Source organism: Kitasatospora sp. NPDC057015, from assembly GCF_042673745.1.
Lineage (GTDB): Bacteria > Actinomycetota > Actinomycetes > Streptomycetales > Streptomycetaceae > Kitasatospora.
In genome coordinates this window covers 76,213-100,149 of sequence record NZ_JBHUSG010000042.1, presented here as the reverse complement: position 1 = coordinate 100,149, position 23,937 = coordinate 76,213, and the positions used below count along the sequence as shown (strand labels likewise).

Genomic DNA, 23,937 nt, shown 5'->3' with positions numbered 1-23,937 from the left:
GGGGGGTACCGCACACCGTGGGTGCGGTACGCCCCGGTCGGCCGTTCCCGGGGGCCGGCGCGTGGACCGTCAGGCCGGCGCGGGAGCCGGGGCGAGCAGGACGAAGTCGGCGCCGTTCGGGTCCAGGCAGACGGCGAGCCGGCCGACGCCCTCGGCGTCCTCGGGGCCCATCTGGACGCTGCCGCCGTTGCCGGTGACCTTGGCCACCGAGGCGTCGCAGTCCGCGGTGGCGAAGACCGGGTGCCAGTAGGCCTTGCCGCCGGTCGCCTGGAGGAACTGCGGCGGGAGCTCCATCAGGCCGCCGTGCATCCGCTCGGGGGGCAGCCCGCCCGGGGTGATCAGCGTGTAGGTGCCCTCGTTGCCGCCGGGCATCGGCTGGTCCTGGTAGGTCCAGCCGAACACGGAGCCGTAGAAGGCCCGGGCGGCCTTGGAGTCGGTGGTGTACAGCTCGATCCAGCTGAGGCTGCCGGCCGCGTCCACCGTCTCCAGGGCGCCCCCGGTGCCGGGCTGCCAGACGGCGAACTGCCCGCCCTGCGGGTCGGTCAGCTGGGCCAGCCGGCCCCCGTCCGGGATGTCGAACGGGGCCGCGCGCACCGTACCCCCGGCCTTCGTCACGGTCTGGGCCGTGGCCTCGGCGTCGGGCGTCTGGAAGTAGACCATCCAGGCCGAGCGGGCGCCCTCCTCGGTGAGCTTCCCGATCGCGGCGACGGTCTTGCCGTCCAGTCTGAAGACGCCGTATCCGTCCGCCTCCTCGCCGTAGGACTGGAATTCCCAGCCGAAGACCGCGCTGTAGAACCCGGCCGTCGCCGTGACGTCCGCGGCGCCCAGGTCGAGCCAGCACGGGGAGCCGGGAACGAAGTCAGTGGTGATCATGATGATTCCCTTCGGGTGTCCCTTGCCCAGTCAGGGTTGCATCGGACGGCGGCGCCCGCCCGTCACCCGGGGCAGCCGGGGGACGGGCGGGGCGGGTCGGATCGGGGCGGCGGACCGGCGCCGGCGGGCCGGCGAGTCGTCGGGACGTTCGGTGAAGGGGGTGGGACGGCCTCCTGGAGGGAGCGCTCCCCGGCGGGGCGGGAGGCGCCGCCGGGGAACGGGCCGCGGGGGCCGCAGCCCGGCCCCCGCTCGGGTCAGCCGCGCGGGAGCACCAGCGACTGGACCTCCGGCAGGTGCCGCCAGTCGCTGGACACGATGCTGGCGTGCGCGGTGGCCAGCTGGGTGGCCCGCGTACGGGCCTGCTCGGCGGTCGGGTCGGTGGCGCTGATGGCCGGCGCGACGTTCTGCGCGTCGGTCATCACCAGCAGGTAGTGGCGGGCGTCGTACCACGCGGTGTCGATCCCCGCGACGTAGGCCGCCGCGTCACCGTCGAAGACGACGAACCACGGACGGATCGAGGTCTCGGAGTACTGCCCGCGCGGGTCGCCGGAGGCGGCGCCGTGCACCACCGGGAACACCTGGGCGCGCGCTATCTGCCCGGCCGACGCGAGGTCGCGCAGGTAGCGGGAGTACTCGACGTCGGTGTGCAGGGTGTCGAAGGGGTTCTGCTCCTCCACCGTGCCCGGGATGACGTCCAGCAGGACGCGCCCGGCGAGCGCGGCCCGGCTCGGCCAGTTGCCCGCGCGGGCGGCGTCGTCCAGGGTCGCGTACGCACCGCCGCCGGGCTTCGCCAGCAGGTCGGCCGGCCGGAAGACGGCACTGCCGAGGTGGGCCGCGATCAGGGCGTCGAGCTGCGCCGGGCCCATGCCGCGGTTGCCCGCGAAGCCGCCCTTCAGTTCGAGCTTGACCACCAGCGGGCCCGCCGTCGGGTGGGCGCCGAGCCAGACCCGGATGTCGTCCAGGCAGGTTTCGAGGTTCTTGTTGGCGCCGCCGGTGTAGAGCTGCGCCGGGGTGCTGGCGCTGACGCAGTTGTTGGCGTTGCCGAGCGGGTTGGAGTGGCTGACCTTCCACTCCTTGGTGACGGTGTCCGTCCAGGCGTCCAGCTCGATCATCCCGGTGCCGGTGTCCAGGGCCTGCGCGAGGAAGGGGAAGGCGGCCGGGTCGTAGGTGTTGTGGAGGCCGACGGTGGTCGCGGAGCCGAACGGCAGGTCCGCCGGTCCGGCGGCACCCGCCTCGGCGGGGGCGGCGAAGGTGGCCGCGGTGGCGGCCAGGACCAGGGTGGCGGCGGCGATGATGCGGCGTACGGACACGGTGTCTCCTCGTCAGATGCCGGGACGGCTGCGCAAGCCTGGTCCATCCGAGCGGATTCGAGGTGACATGACAAGAAATTCTCCTGACACCCTGTCGAAAAATTTCGGGCGAGTCGGGAGAGCGTGCTCCCCGCGGGCGAACCGCGTCCGGCGCGGGCGGAGTTCACGGCGGTCGCTCCCGGAGCGGGTTCGCGGCGGAGGTCCGCGGCGGGCGCCGTCCGCAACGCGTCGACCCGGCCGGCGGGAGTGCCGGGCCGGGTCGACGCCGTGCGGACGGGGTGGGGCGGTGGGGGGTGCCGTCCCGTCAGGCGGGGCAGCGGCAAGCGCAGCGGTGTCGGTGCCGGCGCCGGGTCAGCCCGCAGGCGTCCTCACCGGACCCGCCGGGTCAGCCCGCTGCGCCCTGCGCGGACCCGACGGCCTCGCCGAACCACCGGGTCAGCGTGGTGGGGTGGGTGATCGCGGTGCCGACGACCACCGCGAACGCCCCCGCCGCCAGCGCCGCCCGGGCCTGGGCGGGCGTGTGGATCCGGCCCTCGGCGATCACCGGGACGTCGAGCAGCCCGGCCAGCCGATGGACGAGGTCCAGGTCGGGGCCCTCGGTCCGGGGCGCGGCCCCGGTGTACCCGGCCAGCGTGGTGCCGACCAGGTCGGCGCCGAGTTCGGCCGCCCGTACCCCCTCCGCCGCCGTCGCCACGTCGGCCATCACCAGTCGACCGGCCGCGTGCACCGCGTCGATCGACTCCGCCAACGGGCGGCCGTCCGGCCGCGGCCGGTCGGTGGCGTCCAGGGCCACGACGTCCGCGCCGGCCCCGGCGACCGCGACGGCGTGGTCGGCGGTGGGCGTGATGTAGACCCCTTCGGCGCCGTCCTTCCAGAGCCCGATCAGCGGTACCCCGGTGACCGCGCGGATCGCTGACAGGTCGTCCAGGCCCTGGGCGCGGATGCCCGCGGCGCCGCCCTCGATCACGGCCAGTGCCATCCGGCGCATCGCGTCCGGATCGCGCAGCGGCTCCCCGGGGTAGGCCTGGCAGGAGACGATCAGTCGGCCGCGCAGGCGCTCCAGCAGGGCGGCGCTCACGCGGCCACCGCCCAGCCGAGCCGGGCCGCGCCGACCACGGCGGCCGACTGGCCGAGGGCGCCGGGCCGTACCGCCAGGCCGCGCAGCGGCGGCAGCAGTTCGGCCTCGACGGCGGCCCGAAGGGGCCCCCACCAGCTCTCGCCGCAGCGGCTGACCCCGCCCCCGATCAGCACGACGTCCGGGTCCAGCACGTTGGCCAGCCCGCCGACGGCCCGGCCGAGCGCGGTGGCACCCGCCGCCAGGACGGCCCGGGCCGGCTCGTCGCCGGCCTCCGCGGCGGTGGCGACCTCGTCCAGCCGGCGGGTGCCGGGCACGCCGCCCCGGCGCAGGTACTCCGCGAGCAGCGCCGGGCCGGAGGCGACCACCTCCAGATGGCCCGTGCCGCCGCAGGTGCAGTCGAGGCCCGCGGCGGCGGCCGACGGGACGTGTCCGACGTGCCCGGCCGCGGCGTGCGCCCCGTGGTGGATCCGGCCGTCGAGCACCAGCGAGCCGCCGACGCCGGTGCCCACCGCGACCAGCAGCACCGAGCGGCGGCCGGCCGCCGCGCCCGTCCAGGACTCGCCGAGGGCGTGCGCGTGCACGTCGTTGTCCACGGCGACCGGCACCCCGAGGAGGCCGCGCAGGGCGCCGCGCAGGTCGGTGCCGGCCCAGCCGGGCAGGGCGTCGGTGGCGGACAGGACGTAGCCGCCGGCCGGGTCGATCACCCCGGCGCTGCCGACGCCGACCGCCACCGGCCGGCCGTCCAGGGCGCGGACGGCGGCCGCGGCGGCCTCGATCACGGCGGCCGGCCCCTGGGCGGCCGGGGTGGGCACGGTGACGACCCGTCCGAGCCAGCCGTCCGCGCCGACCAGCCCGGCGGAGATCTTGGTGCCGCCGATGTCGAGTCCGGCCACCGTCGGCCCGGCCGCACCGCCCCGCGGCGGTCCGGCGGGCCCGTCGCCGGCAGCGGTCGCCCTCATCGCAGGCCCGCCGCGTCGAGCAGCCGCCCGATCGCGGCGGTCTCGGCCCGGTCGAGCCGTCGCATGGGCTCGCTCATCACGTTGGTGGCGATCACGCCGCGCAGCATCAGCGCGGTCTTGAAGGCGCCGAGCCCGGCGGCCGTGCCCGAAGTCCCCTGAGCGACGAAGACCATCTCGAAGAGCCGCGCCAGCCGGTCCTGCTCGGCCTTGGCGGTCGCCCAGTCCCCGGCGCCGGCAGCCGCCACCAGCCGGGTGTAGCCGAGCGGGTCGACGTTCGCGAGCCCGGGGACGGCGCCGTCCGCGTCGCCCAGCAGCATTGCGTCCACGACCACCTCGTGGCCGGTCAGCACCGAGAAGCCGGGCAGCGAGGCCGCCCCCAGGGCGAGCCGGCGGAACCCCACGTCGTCCCCGCTGGAGTCCTTGATCCCGGTCAGCACACCGTCGGCGGCGAGCTTCAGGACGAGCTCGGTGTCGAGCTTGCTGTGCACGCAGACCGGCACGTCGTAGGCGAACAGCGGCAGCTCCACGGCCTCGGCGATCAGCCGGAAGTGCCGGTCGATCTCGGTGGGGTGGGTGCGGGTGTAGAAGGGGGCGGTGGCGACGACGGCGTCCGCACCGAGCTTGCGGGAGATCTCGCCGCGCTCGATCACCCGGCTGGTGGTGGTCTCGATCGCACCGGCGATCACCGGGACCTGGCCGGCGTTCGCGCCGACGATGATCTCCAGTACCCGGCTGCGCCGGTCCTCGGTGAGGTAGGCGGTCTCGCTGGAGCTGCCGAGTGCGAACAGGCCGCTCACACCGCCCTCCAGGAGGAAGCCGACCAGTCGCTCCAGCGATGCCCGGTCGATCTCGCCGTCGGCGGTCAGCGGGGTGACGACCGGGGGGATGACGCCGGTGTAGGTCGCCTGGCGGGCGGTCATGAGGTGCTCCTTGCGAGGGGTTCGGGGTGGACGCAGTGAAAGCGGTGCCCGTCGGGGCCGGCCGGCGCGGGGAAGGCCACGGCGCAGGCGTCGTCCGCCTTCCAGCAGCGGGTGGCGAACGGGCAGCCGGGCGGCGGGTTGGTCGCGGACGGCACGGGGCCGGTCAGCACGATCCGCTCGGTGTCGCTCAGCAGGCTGGGCGTCGCCGAGAGCAGCGCCTTGGTGTACGGGTGGGCGGGCGTCCCGGCGACCTCGGCGGCCGGGCCCTGTTCGACGATCCGGCCGAGGTAGAGCACGGCGAGGCGGTCCGCCAGGTAGCGGACGGTCTGGATGTCGTGCGAGATGAAGACCATCCCGAGGCCGAGCCGGGCCCGCAGGTCGACCAGCAGGTTGAGCACCTGGGCGCGGACGGAGACGTCCAGCGCGCTGGTCGGCTCGTCGGCGACGATCAGCTCGGGCTCCAGCGCCAGCGCACGGGCGATCGCGACCCGCTGGCGCTGGCCGCCGGAGAGCCCGCCGGGCAGCGAGCGCACGGTGTGGGCGGGCAGGCCGACCAGGTCGAGCAACTCCTCGACCCGCTCCTCGCGCTGCCGCTCGGTGCCGCGCCGGTGGACGTCCAGCGGGTCGCGCAGGATGCGGCCGACCGGCAGCCGGGGGTTGAGCGCGGTGGACGGGTCCTGGAACACCACGCCGACGGAGCTGCCGAACTCGGCGCGCCGGCGGGCACCGGGCATGCTCCAGAGGTCCTCGCCGCGGAAGGCGACGGTGCCCTCGGTGGGCCGCTGCAGGCCGGTCAGCACCCGGGCCAGGGTGGACTTGCCGCAGCCGGACTCGCCGACCAGGCCGATGATCTCGCCCTTGCGGACCTCCAGCGAGGTGTCGGTCAGCGCGTGCACCCGGTCGCGGCGCAGCAGGCCGCCGCTGCGGGCCCGGTGGCGGACGTGCACCCCGTCCAGGCGGAGCATCGGCTGCTCCGCGGCGGTCGCGGTGCCGGTGCCGGTCGCGGTCGCGGTGGCCGTGGTTTCGACGGTCGGGTTCGGGGCGGGGGCGGGCGCACTCATCGGGCACTCCCTTCGAGGACCGCCGCAGCGGGGTGGTGGCAGGCGAAGCGGTGGTCATCGGCGCCGGCACCGCCCGCCGTGGCCGGGGGCGGGGTGCTGCGGCACAGCTCGGTGGCGGCGGCGCAGCGGGAGGCGAACCGGCAGCCGGCGCCGAAGCGTTGCGGCGGCGGGACGACTCCGGGGATCTGGTGCAGCCGTTCGGCGCCCGCCTCCAGCGAGACGACCGAACCCAGCAGGCCCCGGGTGTAGTGGTGGGTCGGGTCGGTGAGCACCGCGCGGGTGGAGCCCAGCTCGGCCAGCTGGCCGGCGTACATCACGGCGACCCGGTGGGCGAGGTCGCCGACCAGTGCCAGGTCGTGCGAGACCAGCACCATGGCGAAGCCGAGCTCGTCGCGCAGTCGCACCAGCAGCTCGACGATCTGGGCCTGCACGGTGACGTCCAGGGCCGTGGTCGGCTCGTCGGCGATCAGCAGCCTCGGGTCCCGGGAGAGGGCCATCGCGATCAGCACGCGCTGGCGCTGGCCGCCGGAGAGCTCGTGCGGGTAGCTGCGCAGGGTGCGCTCGGGGGAGAGGCCGACCAGCTCCAGCAGTTCGGCCGGGGTCCGGGTGCCGCCCCGCGAGGTGAGCTGGCGCAGCTGCCTGCCGACCAGCATGGACGGGTTCAGCGAGGACAGGGCGTCCTGGTAGACCATGGCGATCTCCGGGCCGAGCAGCGCGTGGCGCTCCTTGGCGGGCATCGTCAGCAGGTCCCGGCCGCGGTACTCGATCCGCCCCGTGGCCTCGGCGCCCCGGGCCAGCAGGCCCATGACCGCGAGACTGGTGATGCTCTTGCCGCATCCCGACTCGCCGACCAGGCCGAGGGTCTCGCCCGCCCGGACGGTGAAGGAGATCCCGTCGACCACGGCCGTCGAGCCGTACCGGTCGGGGAACCGGATCGAGAGGTCGCGCACCGAGAGCAGCACGGAAGCGTCCGCGGGCACCGGGCGGATCCGGGCGGGTCGGGAGTCGACCCGCTCGGCGAGCCGGCGCAGCGCGGTGACGGCGGCGGCGTCCGCCGCCTCGCCGGCCGGCCGGTCCGCGGCCGGCGCGGGCGCCGGTGTCGGTGCCGGGAGGGTGCCCGGCGTCGGGAGGGTGGCGGGAGCCGCCGAGGCGTCGGTGAGGCCCTCGGCCAGGATGTTCAGGGCCAGGACGGTGACCAGGATCGCCAGGCCGGGGAAGAGCGTGGCCCACCAGCCGCCGGCCAGCAGGATCTTCTGCCCGTAGGAGAGGATGTTGCCCCAGCTGGGGTTCGGGTCCTGCACGCCGGCGCCGATGAACGACAGGCTCGCCTCGAAGATGATCGCCTCCGCGACCAGTACGGTGGCGAACACCATGACGGGGGCGGCGCAGTTGACGGCCACGTGCCGGAGCACGATGTGGTGCCGGCGGGCGCCGATCACCTTCTCGGCCGCGACGTAGTCCTCCCCGTACTGGGACTGGACGTTGGCGCGCACCACCCGGGTGAGCATGGGCACGTAGACGAAGGCGATGGTGAGCACCAGGATCGGCACGCTCTTGCCGAACACCGTCACCAGCACGGCGGCCAGCGCGATCGGCGGGAACGCCATCACGACGTCCAGGACCCGCATCACGGACTCGTCGCCCCACTTGCGGCTGGTCGCGGCGAGGGAGCCGAGCACGGCGCCGGCCAGCAGCGCCACGGCGGTGGCGCCGAGGCCGATCACCAGCGAGTAGCGGGCGCCGCCGACCACCCGGGCGAGGACGTCCCGCCCGGCGCGGTCGGTGCCGAACCAGTGCTCCCCGCCGGGGGCCTGCACGGGGATGCCGGTGGCCAGCGGGTCCTGCGTGAACAGCGGCCCGAGGACGGCGCCGAGCGCGACGAACAGGAGCACGCCGGCGGCGAGCCGGGAGGAGAACGGCAGCCGGCGGAACCTGATGCCGGGGCGGGCCAGGCTGCGGAGGAATCGGATACGCATCTCAGACCGTCCTGACGCGCGGGTTGACGAGCAGTACGAGCAGGTCGGCGATCACGTTGACGACCAGGAAGACGACGGCGATGGTGAGCACGGTGCCCTGGACGAGGGCGACGTCGCCGCCGGTGGTGCCCTCCAGGATCAGCTTGCCCATGCCCGGGAGGTCGAAGATGGTCTCGATCACCACGGCGCCGCTGAGCAGGTAGCCGACCCGCAGGCCGAGCACGGTCAGCGGGGTGACCATCGCGTTGCGCAGCACGCCGCGGACGACCACGCCGCGCGGCAGGCCGTTGCCGGTGGCGGTGCGCACGTAGTCGCGGTCCAGTTCGGCGACCATCGAGGTGCGGACCAGGCGGGCCAGTGAGGCGGCGACCGGCACGGCGAGCGAGACGGCGGGCAGGATCATGGTGCTCAGCCAGCCGCCGAAGTCGTCGGCGGGGTTGGTGTAGCCGCCGGTCGGGAAGATCTCCCGGCGCAGCGCGAGTTCCTGGATCAGCATGATGCCCAGCCAGAAGGACGGCACGGCGATGCCGGCGATGGACAGCACCCGGGTCAGCTGGTCGGGCCAGCGGTCCCGGTAGAGGGCGCCGGTGACGCCGAGCAGCAGCGCCAGGACGACCGCGATGAGCAGGCCGAGCAGGGTGAGTTGCAGGGTGAGCGGGAAGGCCGTGGCGATCCGGTCGGCGACCGGCTGGCTGGGCGGCACCGTCTTGCCGAGGTCCAGGTGCAGCAGGTTGCCGAGGAAGCGGAAGTAGCGGACGGGCAGCGGGTCGTTGAGCCCGTTGGCGTCGGCGAAGGCGGCGCGGGCCTCGGCGGTGGCGCCCTCACCGAGGGCGTTGTAGGCCGGGTCCGCGGGGGAGAACTGCAGGACGACGAAGACCAGCAGGGTCACGCCGAGGACCATCGCCGGCAGGATCGCGACGCGCCGCAGCGCGAGCCGGAGGAAAGCGAGCATCGTTCAAGTCCCTTGATTTGCGGGGGAGGGGAGGGCGGCCGCCCCGGGGCGGGGGCGGCCGCGTCCCGGTCACGCGGTGCTGACGTCCAGGAAGGACAGGCCGGTCGTCGGCAGCGGCTTGAAGCCGGTGAGGGTCTTCGGGTTCCAGGCGGTCGGCAGCTTGCGGTGCAGCACCGGGTAGAGCGGCACCTCGTCGGCGACCAGGTCCATGGCCTGCTGCCAGAGCTTGGCCTGGGTGTCCTTGTCGCCGGACTTCGCGGCCTGGTCGAGCAGGCCGGTCAGCTGGGTGTCCTGGGCGGAGCCGGCCCAGCGGAACCGCTTGGTGGGCCAGGTGCCGACGTAGAACCAGCGCATCAGCAGGTCGACGTCGTTGCCGAACACCGAGGGGTCGCCGGGGGCGGCCATCACCTGGAACTCGCCGGCGTCGATCTTCTTGTACTGGCCGGAGGAGTCGCCGATGTCGAGGGTGGTCCGCACGCCGACGGCGTCCCAGCTCTCCTTGACGAGGGGGGCGATGTCGGCGACCCAGCCGGTGTTGGTGGTCATCAGGGTGAGCGACAGGCCGCTGCCGACCCCGGCGGCGGCGAGCAGCGCCTTGGCCTTCTCCGGGTCGTGGGAGTAGACGGTGGACGCCTTGTGGTAGTCCGGGTGGGTGGGCTGGAGGTAGCCGGAGGCGGGGGTGCCGTTGCCGAACATCGCGGTCGAGATGATCTTGTCGATGTCGAGCGCGTAGTGCAGCGCCTGCCGCACCCGCTTGTCGTCGAAGGGCTTCGCCGAGCAGTTGAACATCAGGAAGAGGTTCCCGAAGGACTGCACGGAGTCGACGGTGGCCTTGCCCTTGACGCCCGCGACGTCGACGTACGGGACGTCCTCGATGGCGGCGACCCGCCCGGAGACCAGGGCGCTCACCCGGGCCGTCGAGTCGGAGGTGAGCCGCCAGTTCATGGCCGCGGCCTTCGCCGGGCGCGGCCCGTTGTAGGCGTCCCAGCGCTTGAAGGTGATCTTGTCCTGACGGATCGCCTCGATCAGCTGGTAGGGCCCCGAGCCGACCGGCTTGGCGTCGAAGCCCTTGGGGTCGGCCTCGACGATCTTCCGGGGCACGATCCGGGCGACCGAGATCCGGGTCGGGAACAGCGGGAAGGCGTACTTCAGCTTGAACTCGACGGTGCTCGGGTCGACGGCGGTGACGCCTGCCAGGAAGGGCAGGAACTGCACCATCAGCGAGCTGTTGGCCGGGTCCAGGATCCGGGTGAAGCTGAACACCACGTCGTCGGCGGTGACCGGCGAGCCGTCGTGGAAGGTGGCACCCTGGCGCAGGGTGGCCCGGTAGGTGGTGTCGTCGACCTTCTTCGGCAGTTCGGTCGCGAGTGCCGGGTACGGCGCGCGGGTCACCGGGTCGAGGTCGACCAGCGACTCGAACACGTGCAGGTTGGCGGCGACGGGCGTGGCGCCGGAGGCGGTCATCGGGTCGAAGCCGCTGGAGAGGCTGTACGAGATGCCGGCCTCGATGGTGCCGTTGGCGTCGGCGGCGCCCGGGCTGCCCGCGGCACCGTCCGCGCCGGAGGTGGACGACGGGCCGCCGCAGGCGGACACCGTCCCGGCGATGGCGGCTGCGGCGGAGACCGCGCCGACCAGGCGGAGGAAGTTGCGGCGACCCACTTCGTCATGAAGCCGATCCAACACGGGGCGCTCCTCGGGGGCGGAGGGTGTGGGGGCGGATATTCGGACATCAGATGTCTGATGTCCGATGTGCTTGATAGGGTGTGAACCTAGTCGGACCAGGGAGAGGGGTCAAGAGGTGGCGAATCCGAATATGCCGGATTCCGGTGGGGTGCGGCCGCTGCGCCGGAAGACCGTCGCGGAGCAGATCAAGGACTACATCCTCGAGAACAGGTTGCGGCCGGGAGACCTGCTCCCCACGGAGAACGAGCTCTGCGCGGCGCTGGGCGCGAGCCGCTCCAGCGTGCGGGAGGCGGTCAAGACGCTCCATGCGCTGGACATCGTCGAGGTGCGCCACGGGCACGGCACCTATGTCGGCCGGCTCACCCTCTCCGCCCTGGTGGAAGGTCTTACCTTCCGTGGACTGCTCAGCCCGGACGGCGACTTCGCGGTGCTCTCCGACCTCGTGGACGTCCGCGAGCTGTTCGAGCGCGGGATGGCCGAGCGGATCATCGCCGGCCTGGACGCCGACCACCTGGACCGCCTGGACGCCCTGGTGGACGAGATGGGGGAGCGGATCGGTGCCGGTGAGGACATCGTCGAGTGCGATCGGCTGTTCCACTCCCTGCTGGTCGAGCCGGTGGGCAACGAGCTGGCCCGCCAGCTGTCGTCGGCCTGCTGGGATGTTTACGCAATCGTTGCCCCGCACCTCAACGTGATCACGGCACGTGACGAGATCGACACGATCGAGGCGCACCGGAACATGGTCCGCGCGGTGCGCGCCGTCGACGCGGGCGCCTTCGACCTGGCCGTACGGGCGCACTACGCGCCGGTGCGCCGGCGGATCGCGGCCGCCCGGGCACGCACCGCGGCGGACGGCTGACCAGCGCCTTCGCCCCCTCACTGTCGGCCGCCGGAGCCCAGCTCCGGCGGCCGACGGGCGTCCGTGGGCCCGATCCCGCCCGGGTGGAGGCGGATCGGTGCGGCCCGGGCGCCCTGGTGCGGCCGTCCCGCTCGGCCTCTTGACGCGGTCGGCGGGCCTCCCTAGGGTCGGCAACATGTCGGACGTCTGACGTCTGATGGAACCCTCGACGTCACGCCCCCCACCGCCCCCCGGAGCTCCGCCGTGCCCCTGACCGACCTTTCCCTGGCCGAGTGCCTCGACTACCGCCCGGAGCTCCCCGCCCCCGACGACCTCGACGAGTTCTGGGACCGCACCCTCGCCCGGGCCGAGGCCGCCGCCGCCCCCACCCGCTTCGAGCCGGTCGACACCGGCCTCACCCTGGTCGACACCTTCGACGTCACGGCCACCGGCTTCGACGGACAGCCCGTCCGCGGCTGGCTCAACCTGCCGGCCGGCAGCACCGGCCCGCTCGGCTGCGTCGTCGAGTACCTCGGCTACGGCCGCGGTCGCGGGCTGCCCCACCAGAGCCTGTTCTGGGCCGCGGCCGGCTACGCCCACCTGGTGATGGACTCGCGCGGCCAGGGCTGGAGCAGCGCCCAGGGCGACACCCCCGACCCCGCCGGGCAGCAGGCCGGATCCGTTCCCGGCTTCCTCACCCGGGGCATCGAGAGCCCCGACACCCACTACTACCCCCGGATCGTCACCGACGCCGTGCGCTTCGTCGCCGCCGCCCGCGAGCACGACCGGATCGACCCGGCCCGGATCGTGGTCACCGGCGTCAGCCAGGGCGGCGGGCTCGCCCTCGCCACCGCCGGGCTGGTGTCCGGCCTCGCCGGGGTGATGCCGGACGTCCCCTTCCTCTGCCACATCCGGCGCGGCGCCGAGATCGCGGCGCTCCCGCCGTACACCGAGATCGCCGAGTACCTCCGGCTGCACCGGGACGCCTCCGAACAGGTCTTCCACACCCTCTCCTACGTCGACGCCGCGCTGCTGGCCGCCCGCGCCACCGCGCCGTCGCTGTTCTCCATCGCCCTGATGGACCGGATCTGCCCGCCCTCGACCTGCTTCACGGCCTACCACCGCTACGGCGGGCCGAAGGAGCTGCGGGTCTACGAGTTCAACGACCACGAGGGCGGGGCCGAGCACCAGCGGCTGCAACAGCTCGCCTGGCTGCGCGGCACCGTCGGCCGGCCGTAGGTCCGGCCGGGCTCGTCCACGGAGGCCGCCCGCGGCACCCGTACCGCACACCCCTGTCACACCCCGCTGTCGCACCCCCCTGTCGCACCCCCCACACCGTCACAAGGGAGTGAATGAGTCTTGGTACGACCCAGCGCCCGTTCGGTGACCGGCGCCCTCGCCCTCGCGCTGGCCCTCACCCCGGCCACCGCCCACGCCGCCACCTCCACCGCCATGTCCACCGCCTCGGGTCAGTCCGCGGTGGTCACCCAGGACTGCACCGCCGGCCGGATCCACGAGACGGTGGTCAACAACACGGCCACCGCGACCACCTTCACCCTCACCTGGCCCGGCGCCGGCACCTGGACCACCGCCGTGGCCGCCGGCGCCACCGGCCACTTCTACTTCACCAAGCCCGACGGCACGGCCTACACCCTGCGGACCACCACCCCCGAGGGCTACGACACCACCGTCACCGGCACCCTGGACTGCTCCGGCGCCCTGCGCAGCACGGTCGCGCTGGAGTGCCCGAGCGAGGCCGGCGGCCAACTCCCCGCCACCCGCCGCCTGCGGGTCACCCTCGACAACCGCAGCAGCACCGCGCAGACCTTCACCGTCGCCTGGCCCGGCCGGGCGGCCTCCCCCTGGACCAGGACGCTCGCGGCCCGCAGCGGCGACGACAGCCTCTACTGGACGGTCGCCGAGGGCGCCCCCTACACCCTGGTGACCAGCACCGCCGGCGGCTGGTCCCGGACGGAGAGCGGCACCGCGACCTGCGGCACCGCGCCCGGCACCCCGGGCATGAACTCCCGGACGCTGCTCACCACCGCCACGCCGATCTCCGGCCTCAACCGGCTGGGCGCGGACGGCGTCAGCTACGAGACCTACACGGGGACGGCCAAGTCGGTCCGGATCCCCGCCCTCGCCGTCACCAACACCGGCACCGTGATCGCCACCGCCGACGCCCGGGTGGACAGCACCGCCGACCTCGGCGGCGCGTCCAACAACATCCAGGTGGTGATGCGGCGCAGCACCGACGGCGGCAGCACCTTCTCCCCGCCGGCGGTCATCGCGCACCCGCCGACCACCCGCGAGGGCTACGGCGACTCCAGCCTCCTGGTCGACCGGACCACGAACACCGTCTACTGCTTCTTCACCTACGCGCCGAGGCCGGGCGTCGGCTACTACGGCTCCACCGCCGGGGACACCTCGGCGGGCGCGACCACCAACACCCACATCCGCTACCTCACCTCCACCGACGACGGCGCCACCTGGAGCGCCCCGGTGGACCTCAACCCGCAGGTGCGGGACCCCGCCTGGGCGGGCCTGTTCGCCTCCTCCGGTCACGGCGTCCAGCTGGCGAGCGGCCGGCTGGTGCAGCCGATCGTCTACCACGACGCCGCGGGCGACCACTCCGCCACCATCTGGTCCGACGACCACGGGGTCAGCTGGCACGCCGGCGCAGCCGCCGCCACCGGCTTCAACGAGCACAAGACCGTCCAGCGGAGCAACGGCTCGGTGGTGCAGAACCTGCGCTCCAACAGCGGGGGCAACCGCTGGTACGCCACTGCCACCGACGTCACCGGGCCGTACGGGCCGGCCGTCAACACCGGCCTGGTCGACCCGGGGTGCAACGCCGACGAGATCTCCTACCTGCGGCCGGGCGACCGGGACGCGGCCGGCCGGCCGCTGCTCACGGCCGTCGCGCTGCACAGCAACTCGGCCTCCACCGACAACTCCACCCGGCCCGACCTCACGGTGCGGGTCAGCCGGGACGACGGTGCGAGCTGGCCGCACGAGGTGCTGCTGAAGGCGGGCGCGTCCGGCTACTCCAGCATGGCCGTGCTGGCCGACGGTACGGTCGGCGACCTCTACGAGATCGGCGGCACCGGCGGGATCGTCTACACCGCCTTCACCCTCGGGTGGGTGGAGGGCGCCTGAGCCACCGGGCCGCAGTGCGGACGGGCCGCCCCGACACCTGCGCAAGGTGTCGGGGCGGCCCGTCCGGGTGGTGGTGCGGTGCGGGTCAGCGCGGGATCACTGGTACACCCGCACGTAGTCGACCAGCATCTTCTGCGGGAAGACGGTGGTGGCGTCCGGCGAACCGGGCCAGTCCCCGCCCACCGCGTTGTTGAGGATGATGTAGAACGGGTGGTCGTAGACCCACGGGCCGCGGGTCTGCTCCAGGGTGCTGCGGTTGACGGTGAAGAAGGCGTTGCCGTCCACCGAGAAGGTCATGTGGCTGGAGTCCCAGTCCACGGCGTAGGTGTGGAAGGCCGAGGCGAAGTCGGTGCCCGCCAGCGTGTACGGCGAGCCGTAGCCGGCGGCGCCGAAGTAGGCGGGGGCGTGCAGCGTGGAGTAGACGCTGTCCGCCACCTTGCCGACGTGCTCCATGATGTCGATCTCACCGCAGTTCGGCCACGGCGTACCGGTCTTGAAGTCGGAGCCCAGCATCCAGAACGCCGGCCAGAGGCCCTGCGTGCCGGTCACCTTGATCCGCGACTCCACGTGGCCGTAGGTGAAGTTGAGGTGGTCCGAGGTGTTGATCCGGCCGGAGGTGTACTGGCAGGTGGTGCTGCCGCTCAGCGGGTCACGCGGGCAGGACGAGCCGGGGGTGACCTCCTTGCGCGCCTCGATCACCATGTTGCCGGTGCCGTCCTGGTACGTGTTCTTGTTGCCGGTGGTGTAGTACTCCAGCTCGTTGTTGACGCCCGCGCCGGCGTCGCTGGTCCACTTCGCGGTGTCCGGGCCGGTGCCCGCCGCAGCGTTGAACTCGTCGCTCCAGAGCAGCTTCTGGGGGTTGCCCGGGTTCGGCGGGGTGGCCGGCGGGGCGGTGGGGTTGCCGCCGGTGCCGTACACGTCGAAGCCCCAGAGCGAGTAGCCGTAGGCCGTGGCGCGGGCGGTGCCGTACATCCGGACGTAGCGGCCGGTGCCGGAGACGTTCAGGGTCTCCTTGAAGCCGGCGCCGGTGGTGGTGGAGTAGATCGTGGTCCAGTTCGCGCCGTCGGCGGAGGTCTGGATCTGGTAGGCCTTGGCGAAGGCCGGGTCCCACTGGAGGACGACCTTGCTGATGGTGGCGCTGGCCCCCAGGTCGACCGCGATCCAGGCGGGGTCGACCCAGCCGGTGGTGGCGTTGGTGGCCCAGCGGGTGGCGGAGTTGGCGTCGAAGGCCTTGGCCGGCGTGCAGCCGGAGCAGTTGCCGTCGTCCTGGAAGGTGGAGGCGGTGGCGGGCTTGGCGTACGACAGCAGCACGGGGCCGTTGTCGGCCGGGGTGCCGGTGAACACCTGGAACTCCCAGAGCGAGTAGCCGTACTGGGTGGCCCGCTGGGTGCCGTTCATCCGCACGTAGCGGCCGGTGCCGGAGAGCGTGATCAGCTCGGTGGCGCCGGGGCCGGTGGTGGTGGAGTAGACGGTGGTCCAGTTCACGCCGTCCGTGGAGAGCTGGATCTGGTAGGCCTTGGCGTACGCGGCCTCCCAGCTGAGCTGGACGCCGCAGACGGACTGGACCGAGCCGAGGTCGACCTGCACCCACTGCGGGTCGGCGGCCGCGCTCGACCAGCGCGTGCCGGCGTTGCCGTCGAAGGCGGAGCTCGCGGGGGTGCCGGCGTTCTCGGTGGAGGAGGCGGACGAGGCGTGGTTCAGCGCCGCGTTGCCGGGGCTGCATCCGCCGCCGGTGCCGGTGGCGCTGCCGAAGACCTGGAACTCCCAGAGCGAGTAGCCGTACCCGGTGGCGCGCTGGGTGCCGTTCATCCGGACGTAGCGACCGCTGCCGGTGACGTTGAGCGTCTCGGTGCCGCCGGCGCCGGCGGCGGTGGAGTGCACGGTGGTCCAGTTGACCCCGTCGGTCGAGGTCTGGATCTGGTAGGCCTTGGCGTAGGCGGCCTCCCAGGTCAGCACGACCTGGCTGATCGTCGCGGTCGAGCCGAGGTCGACCTGCAGCCACTGCGGGTCGCTGGCCGAACTCGACCACCGGGTACCGGTGTTGCCGTCCACCGCGGCCGAGGCCGGGGTTCCGGCGTTCTCCACGGAGGACGCGGTGACCGGTTTGCCCTGGGACAGCAGGGTGCCCGCGGCCTGTGCGCGGCCGCCGGTCACGGCCAGTGCGAGACCGGCGATCAGGGTGACGACCAGCAACAGGGTGACGGAGCGTCGGCGGTGCGCCGAGCCGTCCTGTGTTCGGAAGTCGAAGGGAAGGGAGAGCACGAAACCTCCTGGGGGAGCGGTTCCGACGGGTGGGGGTGACGCTGCGGAGCCCTGGAGAGTTCGTACGGTGGAGCTGTGGAGGGTAGGGAGAACGCTCTCCGGATGAGCCGATGATTGCGGCGACGTTTCCGAAGTGTCAAGGCATGTGCACGCAGAACGAAGCGATATGGGCCTTTTCGCGGCATTCTGACGTCAATTCTGAAACACGATCGCGTTTCGGCGGGCCCCGTGACCGGACATGCCGAAGGGGGTGGCGGCACCGCCGTGCCGCCACCCCCTGGCCCGCGCGCGGGCCGGTCAGCTCAGGGTCACCACCGGGGCCGGGTTGCTGCCGGCCCAGGTGCCGTTGAAGCCCAGGGTGACGGACCCGCCCGCCCCGACGACGCCGTTCCAGGTGGCGTTGGCGCAGCTGACGTGCTTCCCGCTCTGCGTGCAGACGCCGCTCCAGGCCTGGGTGAGCTGCTGGCCGGCCGTGAAGTCCCAGTCGAGGTGCCAGCTGCTGAGCGAGGCGCCCGCCGGGCAACTGACGGTGACGCTGCCGCTGAAGCCGGTGTTCCACTGGTTGGGCACCGAGTACGCGGCGGTGCAGCGGTTGCCGGCCGGCGGGGAGCTGGTGCCGGCCGTCGGCGAGGCGGTGGCCGTCGCGGTGGGGCTCGGGCTGGTCGTGGGCGTGGGAGAGGTGCTGGCCGAGGTCGACGGCGACGGGGACACCGTGCCGCCGAGTGCGGTGGCGACCGCCCGGTACGCGGGCTTGGGCTGGTAGCCCTCGTCGTACAGGGTCGCCGCGCCGTAGCCGGAGAAGACGCTCGGCACCCAGGAGTCCGCGTCGGAGACGTCCCAGGCGGTGATTCCGCGGCAGCGGGTCACGGCCAGGCAGGCCTTCACCACCGTCGCGTAGTCGCTGCCCTGCTGGGCCAGTTTGGCGTCCGTCGCGGGGGTCTGCATCCGGACGTCGAGCTCGGTGATCGCGACGTCCACGCCCAGGTCGGCGAACCGCTGGAGGTTGGCCTGCAGGGTGGACGGCAGCTGGCCGAGGATGAAGTGCGCCTGGAACCCGACCCCGTCGATCGGGGCGCCCTGGGCCTTGAGCGAGCGGACCAGGTTGTACAGCGCGTCGCTCTTGGCGCCCAGACCTTCGACGTTGTAGTCGTTGATGTACAACTTGGCCGCCGGGTCGGCCTGGTGGGCCCACGTGAGGGAGTCCGCGACGAACCCGACGCCCAGCGTGCCGTACCAGGGCGAGGAGCGGTAGGTGCCGTCCTCGTTGAACAGCTCGTTGAGGACGTCCCAGGCGTAGATCTTGCCCTGGTAGCGCCCGACCTCGGTGGCGATGTGCTGCTGCAGGATGCCGCGCAGTTCGGTCGCGCCGAAGCCGCCGTTCGTCAGCCAGCTCGGGTTCTGGCTGTGCCAGACCAGGGTGTGGCCGCGGACCTGCTGGTTGTGGGCCTGGGCGAAGGCCACGATCTGGTCCGCCTCGGCCCAGTTGAAGCTGCCCCGGGTGGGCTCCACGGAGCCCCACTTCATGGCGTTCTCGGGGGTCAGCGAGTTGAACTGGGTGCCGGCGACACCGCTGTACTGCGCGTTGCCGCTGAGCTTGCCGCCGGCGACCGCGTTGCCGACGTACACGCCCTTCGCGGCGGCGAGGTCGCGCAGGGGGGTGTCGGCGGCCTGGGCGGCCGAGGGCAGCAGGGTGGCGCCGAGGGCGGTGCAGGCGAGCACGGCGGTGGCCAGCGCGGCCCGGCGCAGCCGCGCGGCGCCCCGGGCGAGCGGGCCGGTGGGGGAGGGCGGGACGGCTCGGGTGGATGGGCGAGGCACGATGGGGTCCTCTCGACGTGAGGGGGTGGGGGGCCGTACGGGTGGTCGCACGAGCCCGGCGGGGCCGGGCGGGGGCGGCCCCGGGTGGGTGGACCCGGGGCCGCCGGTCGGTGGGCGGCCCGGCCTCAGGCGCAGGCCGCGCCGTTCAGGGTGAACTGCGAGGGGGCGGTGTTGGATCCGGAGAAGCCGGCCTGGAAGCCGAAGCTCGCGGTGCCGCCGGGTGCGACGGCGCCGTTCCAGCCGATGTCCCTGGCGGTCACGGCCGACCCGCTCTGCGTGGCGGTGGCGTTCCAGGCGTTGCTGATCCGCTGGTCCCCCGGGAACGCCCAGCCCAGCGTCCAGCCCTGCAGGGCGGCCGTCCCGGTGTTCTTGAGCGTCACGGTGGCGGTGAAGCCGCCCGCCCACGCGCTGTCGACGTGGTACGTGACCGAGCAGGCCGCGGCGGCCGGAGTGTCGTCGTCGACCTCGGTGGCGGTCAGGGAGGCGCCGTTGGCGCCCTGGCCGGTCAGGGTGAAGGCCGCCGTGCCGTTGGCCGTGTCGGCGTCCTGCGCGGCCGCCAGCGTCACGGTCTGCTCGGTGGCCCAGTTCGCGGCCGTGAAGGCCGGCGAGGCGCCCGCCGTGACGGCGAGGTCCTGGTCGCCGGAGGCCCGGGCGACGGCGACGGTGGTGTTCTGGGCCGGCGCCGCCGACAGCTTGACCCGGACGGTGGCGGTGCCGCCCTCCGGGACGCTCACCGAGCCCGGGGTGACCACGATCTGCGGAGTGGGCTGGGCCGGCGGGTCCTGGCGGTCGGCGGCGAAGGCGGCGAGCCAGGCCAGCGGCGCGTTCCAGTTGATCGCGACCTCGTTGGTGGAGTACGAGCCGATGTCGTCCACGTAGCACTTGGCGGGTGCGCAGCCGGCCAGCTGGGCCGTCGCGATCGGGTCCTGGAGGCCGGAGTTGGGGCCACCGGCGAAGGAGCCGGCGGGCGGGTGCGGCAGCGAGGCGTCGTTCTGGTGGGCCCAGAAGCGGTGGTGCTCGTTCTCCGACGCGTGCTCGCCGTAGCCCGTGACGTACGACCGGTTGAGCGCGTTGCGGCCGAGCAGGTAGTCGAGCGACTCCAACGCACCTGTACGGTAGCGCTGTTGGCCGGTCAGCTCGTACGCCACCGCGATGATCATCGCGTTGTTCGCGACGGAGCTGTTCGATCCCCACACGTAGCCGTCGGAGGCGATCGGCACGGCGTAGCCCTGGCCGGCCATGGTGGTGAGGTAGCCGTCGGCGGCGGTGGTCAGCTGGGTGCGGATGCGCGCGAGGTCGGCGGCGGGCAGGCCGACGCCGGGCACCGTCGCCAGGGTGATCCGGCCCAGGGTGGCGGTGCCGCCCCACCAGAAGGCGTCGACGGGCCCGGCGTGCAGGGCGGAGGAGGTGACGGCGTCGCGGTACTGCGCCTCGCCGGTGGTGGCGTACAACTCCGCGGCGGCCCAGTAGAACTCGTCCGCGACCTGGTTGTCGTCGTACGCGCCGCCACCGGTGCTGTCGGTGCCGGGGGCGAGGACGTTCGGGTTGGCCTTGGCGGCCGTCCAGGCGCGGCGGGCGGCGTCGAGGCAGCGGGCGGCGAAGGCGGAGTCGTACGGCGCGTAGACACGGGCGCACTGGGCGGCCGAGGCGGCCAGGTTGAGCGTGGCGGCGGTGGACGGCTTGTGCAGTTCGCGCTGCTGGCCGTCGAGTTCGGGGCGGGTGGGCAGGCCGGTCCACTGGGCGTCGTGGACCTTGTGGAAGGCCATGCCGGCCAGCGGCTTGCCGGCCGGCACCTGCATCCGCATCAGGAAGTCGAGCTCCCAACGGGCCTCGTCGAGGACGTCGGGGGTGCCGTTGCCGCGCTCGGGCACCTTGAGCGTGGAGTCGCCGACCGCGGCGTCGTGGCCGGCCCGGTGGGCGCGTTCGAAGGAGTTGACGAGCTGCCAGGTGGCGATGCCGCCGTTGACCACGTACTTGCCCTGGTCGCCCGCGTCGTACCAGCCGCCCCGGACGTCGAGGGCGTAGTCGCAGACACCCGCCTGGCAGGGCACGTTGGTGTCGCCCTTGTTGGGGGCCACCCCGAGGTGGCCGGCGGGCCGCGCGTAGGCGGATCCGGCCAGTGCCGCGTCGATCGCGATGCCGCTGCGCTGCTGGTAGAAGAACTGCATGCTGTCGGCGCGCAGGCCGTCGTAGAGCGCCGCCGAGATGTCGAAGGGGTAACTGGCCTGGCCGCCGACGACCAGGGTGAAGCCGGTGCCGGTGCCGGTCCAGGAGGTGAAGTCGACGAGGTGGGTGGAGTCGCCGGAGGCCGCGTCGGCGCCGTGCACCGTGGTGGTTCCGGACGCGACGGTGGCGCCGGCGGAGCTGCGCAGCTGCCAGCCGAGCGGAGCGGTGGCGCTGCTGACCACGGTGGCGCGCTTCGGGCCGTCGGGCAGGTAGCCCACCTGGTTGACCCGGACGGCCGGTCCGGTGTCGGCGGCGGCCTGGGCGGCCGCGGGGGCCGGGGCGACGGCCGCGAGGGCGGGTGGGGCGGCGAGCGCCGCACCCGCCAGCAGGGCCGCGGCGAGCAGGGCCGCGGCGGGGCGCCGGCGGCGGGCACGGGCGTGGGTGGTGACGGGAGGCACGGGTGGGGGAGCCTTTCGTCGGCCGCACGAGGGGGCGTGCGGGTGGGTGGAGCGCGGTACGGGGGCGGGGCGGTGTGGTGCCCCGCCCCCGGTGGCGGGTGCCGGTCAGGAGGCGGTGCAGGCCGGGGTCGGTGCGGTGTTGCCGCCCGTCAGCGAGCCCTGCAGGCCGAAGGAGGTCGAACCCCCCACCGCCAGCGCGCCGTTGTAGGCCAGGCTGGTGGCGGTGACCGCGCTGCCCGACTGCTGGACGGTGGCGTTCCAGGAGCCGGTCACCTGCTGGCCGGACGGCCAGGTCCAGCTCACCTGCCAGGACTTGGTGGCGGCGGTGGCGGTCACCGTCACGGTGGCGGTGAAGCCGGTGCTCCACTGGTTGTCGATGTGCCAGCCGGCCGTGCAGCCGGCGCTGCCGCCGGTGCCGCCGCCGGTGGTGGTGGCGCTGACCGCGGCCGAGGCCGCGGAGAGGTTGCCGGCGGCGTCCTTGGCCCGCACGGTGTAGGAGTAGGTGGTGGCGGCGGTGAGGCCGGTGTCGGTGTACGAGGTGCCGGTCGCGCTGCCCACCAGGGTGGCGCCGCGGTAGACGTCGTAGCCGGTGACGGCGACGTTGTCGGTCGAGCCGGTCCAGCCGAGCGAGACGGTGCCGGCAGTGGCGCCGGTCGCGATCAGGCCGGTCGGGGCGGTGGGCGCCTGGGTGTCGCCGCCACTGCCGCCGCCGGAGGCGCCGAAGCCGGGTGCCTTGACGTCGGCCAGGTAGGCGTCCTTGGCGGTGTTGACGGTGGTCCAGTCGTCGTTCAGGATCCCGCCGGTGTCACCGGAGTTGGGGTTCCAGGACCAGAAGGTCCAGCTGATGCTGTCGGCGCCGTACTGCGCGGTCGGGCGCAGGTACTGCACCAGGGCCTTCAGCCACTTCTGGTCGACCGTCGCCTGGAGGGTGGTGCCGAACTCGCCGACCCAGACGGGCGCGATGTTCTGGTTGAACAGGTAGCCCCAGTTCTTGTCCCACACGCCGGGCATGTTGGCCGGGAAGGAGGGGTCGCTGAACCAGCTCTGCTGGGCCACGCTGGTCGCGTAGTCGTGCACGGAGTAGACCAGCCGGTTGGCCACGTTCAGCCGCACGGGGTACTGGGCGGCGCCCTGGAGGTTGCCGCCCCACCAGTAGGAGCTGCCGTTGAAGCTCTGGTTGCCCTCGACGAAGATCAGCAGCTTGGGGTTGGCGGCCAGCACCGCGTTGCCGGCGCGCTCGGCGGCGAGCCGCCAGTCGGTCGCGGTGTCACCGCAGCCCCAACAGGCCGGGTCGTGCGGCTCGTTGTGCAGGTCGATGCCGATCATGGCGGGCTTGCCGGTGTAGCGGGTGGCGAGTGCGGTGAGGTCGTTGATCCAGGTGGTCTCGGGGACGGCGGCGGTGTACCAGAGCGCGGACTGCCCGGCGGAGTCGGGCCGGTGGCGGTCGAGGATGACCTTGAGGCCGGTCGTCCCCGCGTAGTCGACGATCTTGTCCATCACCTGCAGTGAGTTCAGACCCTGAAGGTCCGCGTTCATGCCACCCGAGGTGTTGAGGCTGGTCGGGGAGGTGCCCTTGAAGATGTCGTCGCTGTACGGGAGCCGGATGGTGTTGTAACCGAGCGACTTCATCTGGTCGATCATGCTCTTGTAGTCCCGGGACCAGAGCCCGTGCGGGACGTAGTTGGCGGTCTCGAAACCGAACCAGTTGATGCCGGCGATCCGGACCGGGCGGTTGCTCTCGTCGAGCAGCTGACGGCCGCTGGTGTGCCAGTAGCCGGAGGCGGCGGCCGTGGCATCCGCCGTGGTGGCGGCCGCTGCGACGGTCGGCGACTGGGGGGCGGCGGCCTGCGCGGCCGGACCGGTGGCGATGAGCGCGGATGACGCGAGGGCGATGGCCACCAGGGCCTCGCGCAGGCGGCGTACGGGGTGGGGCACGTCGCTTGTCCTCTCTGGGCTGTCCGGGAGGGAAGGTGTCGGGATCGCGGTGATCAGTGTGGGAGCGCTCCCATGTGCGACGCCCGAAGTGGGCGTCGGTTCTTCCTGCCGGAGGTGGGGGATGGTGCCCGATGGCGAAGGCGGGCATGCCGAGTGGCGGGGTCCAGTGAATCCATGGAGAGTCTGGGCGTCAATAGCGTGCTCAGTATTCACTGCTTGAACGCAAGGCGCGGTGAGGAGCCCCGGACCCGCCACCGGCAACCCGGCCGCACGGCCCGCCGGTTGACGATCTGTGAGCCGGGAACGGTGCGGGCGGGGGGGGGGGGCCGGCCCGGCCCGCCCCCAGCTGGCCCGCCCCCCGGGGGCGGGGGGGCGGGGGTCCGTCGGCGGGGCGGGGCCGGGGGGCGGCCCCCGAACCCGCCCTCGCATTCAATCCCGACCGCCCGCCCCCACGACGGCGCACACTGCCGACGCACACCCCCTGAACGGGAC

Annotated in this window: 16 protein-coding genes; 3 read left to right on the top strand and 13 right to left on the bottom strand. The window is 73.5% G+C overall.

Annotated features, from left to right (window positions below):
- Positions 1-69: 69 nt before the first annotated feature.
- From ACFTWP_RS31040 to ACFTWP_RS31000, 9 genes are all read right to left on the bottom strand, one after another.
- Positions 70-873 (bottom strand): VOC family protein, encoded by an 804-nt coding sequence (locus ACFTWP_RS31040; protein WP_380268265.1) that lies wholly within the window; start codon positions 871-873, stop codon positions 70-72.
- Positions 874-1,127: 254 nt separating this feature from the next.
- Positions 1,128-2,183 carry a phosphatidylinositol-specific phospholipase C domain-containing protein gene (locus ACFTWP_RS31035; protein WP_380268264.1) on the bottom strand — a complete coding sequence of 352 codons (1,056 nt, stop codon included), beginning with the start codon at positions 2,181-2,183 and terminating at the stop codon, positions 1,128-1,130.
- Positions 2,184-2,568: 385 nt separating this feature from the next.
- Complete coding sequence (locus tag ACFTWP_RS31030) at positions 2,569-3,261, bottom strand: N-acetylmannosamine-6-phosphate 2-epimerase (protein WP_380268263.1); 693 nt, start codon at positions 3,259-3,261, stop codon at positions 2,569-2,571.
- Positions 3,258-4,220, bottom strand: a complete 963-nt coding sequence (locus tag ACFTWP_RS31025) for an ROK family protein (RefSeq protein WP_380268262.1) — start codon at positions 4,218-4,220, stop codon at positions 3,258-3,260. The genes ACFTWP_RS31030 and ACFTWP_RS31025 overlap by 4 nt, the downstream gene beginning before the upstream one ends.
- Complete coding sequence (locus ACFTWP_RS31020) at positions 4,217-5,140, bottom strand: dihydrodipicolinate synthase family protein (RefSeq protein ID WP_380268261.1); 924 nt, start codon at positions 5,138-5,140, stop codon at positions 4,217-4,219. Before ACFTWP_RS31020 ends, ACFTWP_RS31025 begins: the two co-directional genes overlap by 4 nt.
- Positions 5,137-6,105, bottom strand: coding sequence for an oligopeptide/dipeptide ABC transporter ATP-binding protein (locus tag ACFTWP_RS31015; RefSeq protein WP_380268271.1), 969 nt, complete (start codon positions 6,103-6,105; stop codon positions 5,137-5,139). The genes ACFTWP_RS31020 and ACFTWP_RS31015 overlap by 4 nt, the downstream gene beginning before the upstream one ends.
- 92 nt (positions 6,106-6,197) lie before the next feature.
- Complete coding sequence (locus ACFTWP_RS31010; RefSeq protein WP_380268260.1) at positions 6,198-8,177, bottom strand: dipeptide/oligopeptide/nickel ABC transporter permease/ATP-binding protein; 1,980 nt, start codon at positions 8,175-8,177, stop codon at positions 6,198-6,200.
- A 1-nt stretch (position 8,178) separates the two neighbouring features.
- Positions 8,179-9,129, bottom strand: coding sequence for an ABC transporter permease (locus ACFTWP_RS31005; RefSeq protein ID WP_380268259.1), 951 nt, complete (start codon positions 9,127-9,129; stop codon positions 8,179-8,181).
- Positions 9,130-9,198: 69 nt separating this feature from the next.
- Positions 9,199-10,812 (bottom strand): ABC transporter substrate-binding protein, encoded by a 1,614-nt coding sequence (locus ACFTWP_RS31000; RefSeq protein WP_380268258.1) that lies wholly within the window; start codon positions 10,810-10,812, stop codon positions 9,199-9,201.
- Positions 10,813-10,942: 130 nt separating this feature from the next.
- Between ACFTWP_RS31000 and ACFTWP_RS30995 the strand changes: the two genes are divergently transcribed.
- From ACFTWP_RS30995 to ACFTWP_RS30985, 3 genes are all read left to right on the top strand, one after another.
- Positions 10,943-11,671 carry a FadR/GntR family transcriptional regulator gene (locus tag ACFTWP_RS30995; protein ID WP_380268257.1) on the top strand — a complete coding sequence of 243 codons (729 nt, stop codon included), beginning with the start codon at positions 10,943-10,945 and terminating at the stop codon, positions 11,669-11,671.
- A gap of 243 nt (positions 11,672-11,914) precedes the next feature.
- Positions 11,915-12,889, top strand: coding sequence for an acetylxylan esterase (locus ACFTWP_RS30990; protein WP_380268256.1), 975 nt, complete (start codon positions 11,915-11,917; stop codon positions 12,887-12,889).
- Positions 12,890-13,009: 120 nt separating this feature from the next.
- Positions 13,010-14,809, top strand: coding sequence for an exo-alpha-sialidase (locus tag ACFTWP_RS30985; RefSeq protein WP_380268255.1), 1,800 nt, complete (start codon positions 13,010-13,012; stop codon positions 14,807-14,809).
- A 96-nt stretch (positions 14,810-14,905) separates the two neighbouring features.
- On the opposite strand, the gene ACFTWP_RS30980 is transcribed toward ACFTWP_RS30985, so the two are convergent.
- The 4 genes from ACFTWP_RS30980 to ACFTWP_RS30965 form a co-directional block, all read right to left on the bottom strand.
- On the bottom strand, positions 14,906-16,987 hold the full coding sequence (locus ACFTWP_RS30980) for a discoidin domain-containing protein (protein ID WP_380268270.1): 2,082 nt from the start codon (positions 16,985-16,987) through the stop codon (positions 14,906-14,908).
- Between the two features lie 381 nt (positions 16,988-17,368).
- A complete protein-coding gene (locus tag ACFTWP_RS30975) occupies positions 17,369-18,817 on the bottom strand; it encodes an endo-1,4-beta-xylanase (RefSeq protein WP_380268269.1) in 1,449 nt (482 codons plus the stop codon).
- 194 nt (positions 18,818-19,011) lie between these two features.
- Positions 19,012-21,510 carry a glycoside hydrolase family 9 protein gene (locus ACFTWP_RS30970; RefSeq protein WP_380268254.1) on the bottom strand — a complete coding sequence of 833 codons (2,499 nt, stop codon included), beginning with the start codon at positions 21,508-21,510 and terminating at the stop codon, positions 19,012-19,014.
- A gap of 105 nt (positions 21,511-21,615) precedes the next feature.
- A complete protein-coding gene (locus ACFTWP_RS30965) occupies positions 21,616-23,445 on the bottom strand; it encodes a cellulase family glycosylhydrolase (RefSeq protein ID WP_380268253.1) in 1,830 nt (609 codons plus the stop codon).
- Between the last annotated feature and the right edge of the window lie 492 nt (positions 23,446-23,937).

Bases quoted from the DNA above. Each gene is read 5' to 3' on its own strand.
- ACFTWP_RS31040 (WP_380268265.1), bottom strand. From the start codon at position 873: ATGATCACCACTGACTTCGTTCCCGGCTCCCCGTGCTGGCTCGACCTG.
- ACFTWP_RS31025 (WP_380268262.1), bottom strand. From the start codon at position 4,220: ATGAGGGCGACCGCTGCCGGCGACGGGCCCGCCGGACCGCCGCGGGGC.
- ACFTWP_RS31020 (WP_380268261.1), bottom strand. From the start codon at position 5,140: ATGACCGCCCGCCAGGCGACCTACACCGGCGTCATCCCCCCGGTCGTC.
- ACFTWP_RS31015 (WP_380268271.1), bottom strand. From the start codon at position 6,105: ATGCTCCGCCTGGACGGGGTGCACGTCCGCCACCGGGCCCGCAGCGGC.
- ACFTWP_RS31010 (WP_380268260.1), bottom strand. From the start codon at position 8,177: ATGCGTATCCGATTCCTCCGCAGCCTGGCCCGCCCCGGCATCAGGTTC.
- ACFTWP_RS31005 (WP_380268259.1), bottom strand. From the start codon at position 9,129: ATGCTCGCTTTCCTCCGGCTCGCGCTGCGGCGCGTCGCGATCCTGCCG.
- ACFTWP_RS30995 (WP_380268257.1), top strand. From the start codon at position 10,943: ATGCCGGATTCCGGTGGGGTGCGGCCGCTGCGCCGGAAGACCGTCGCG.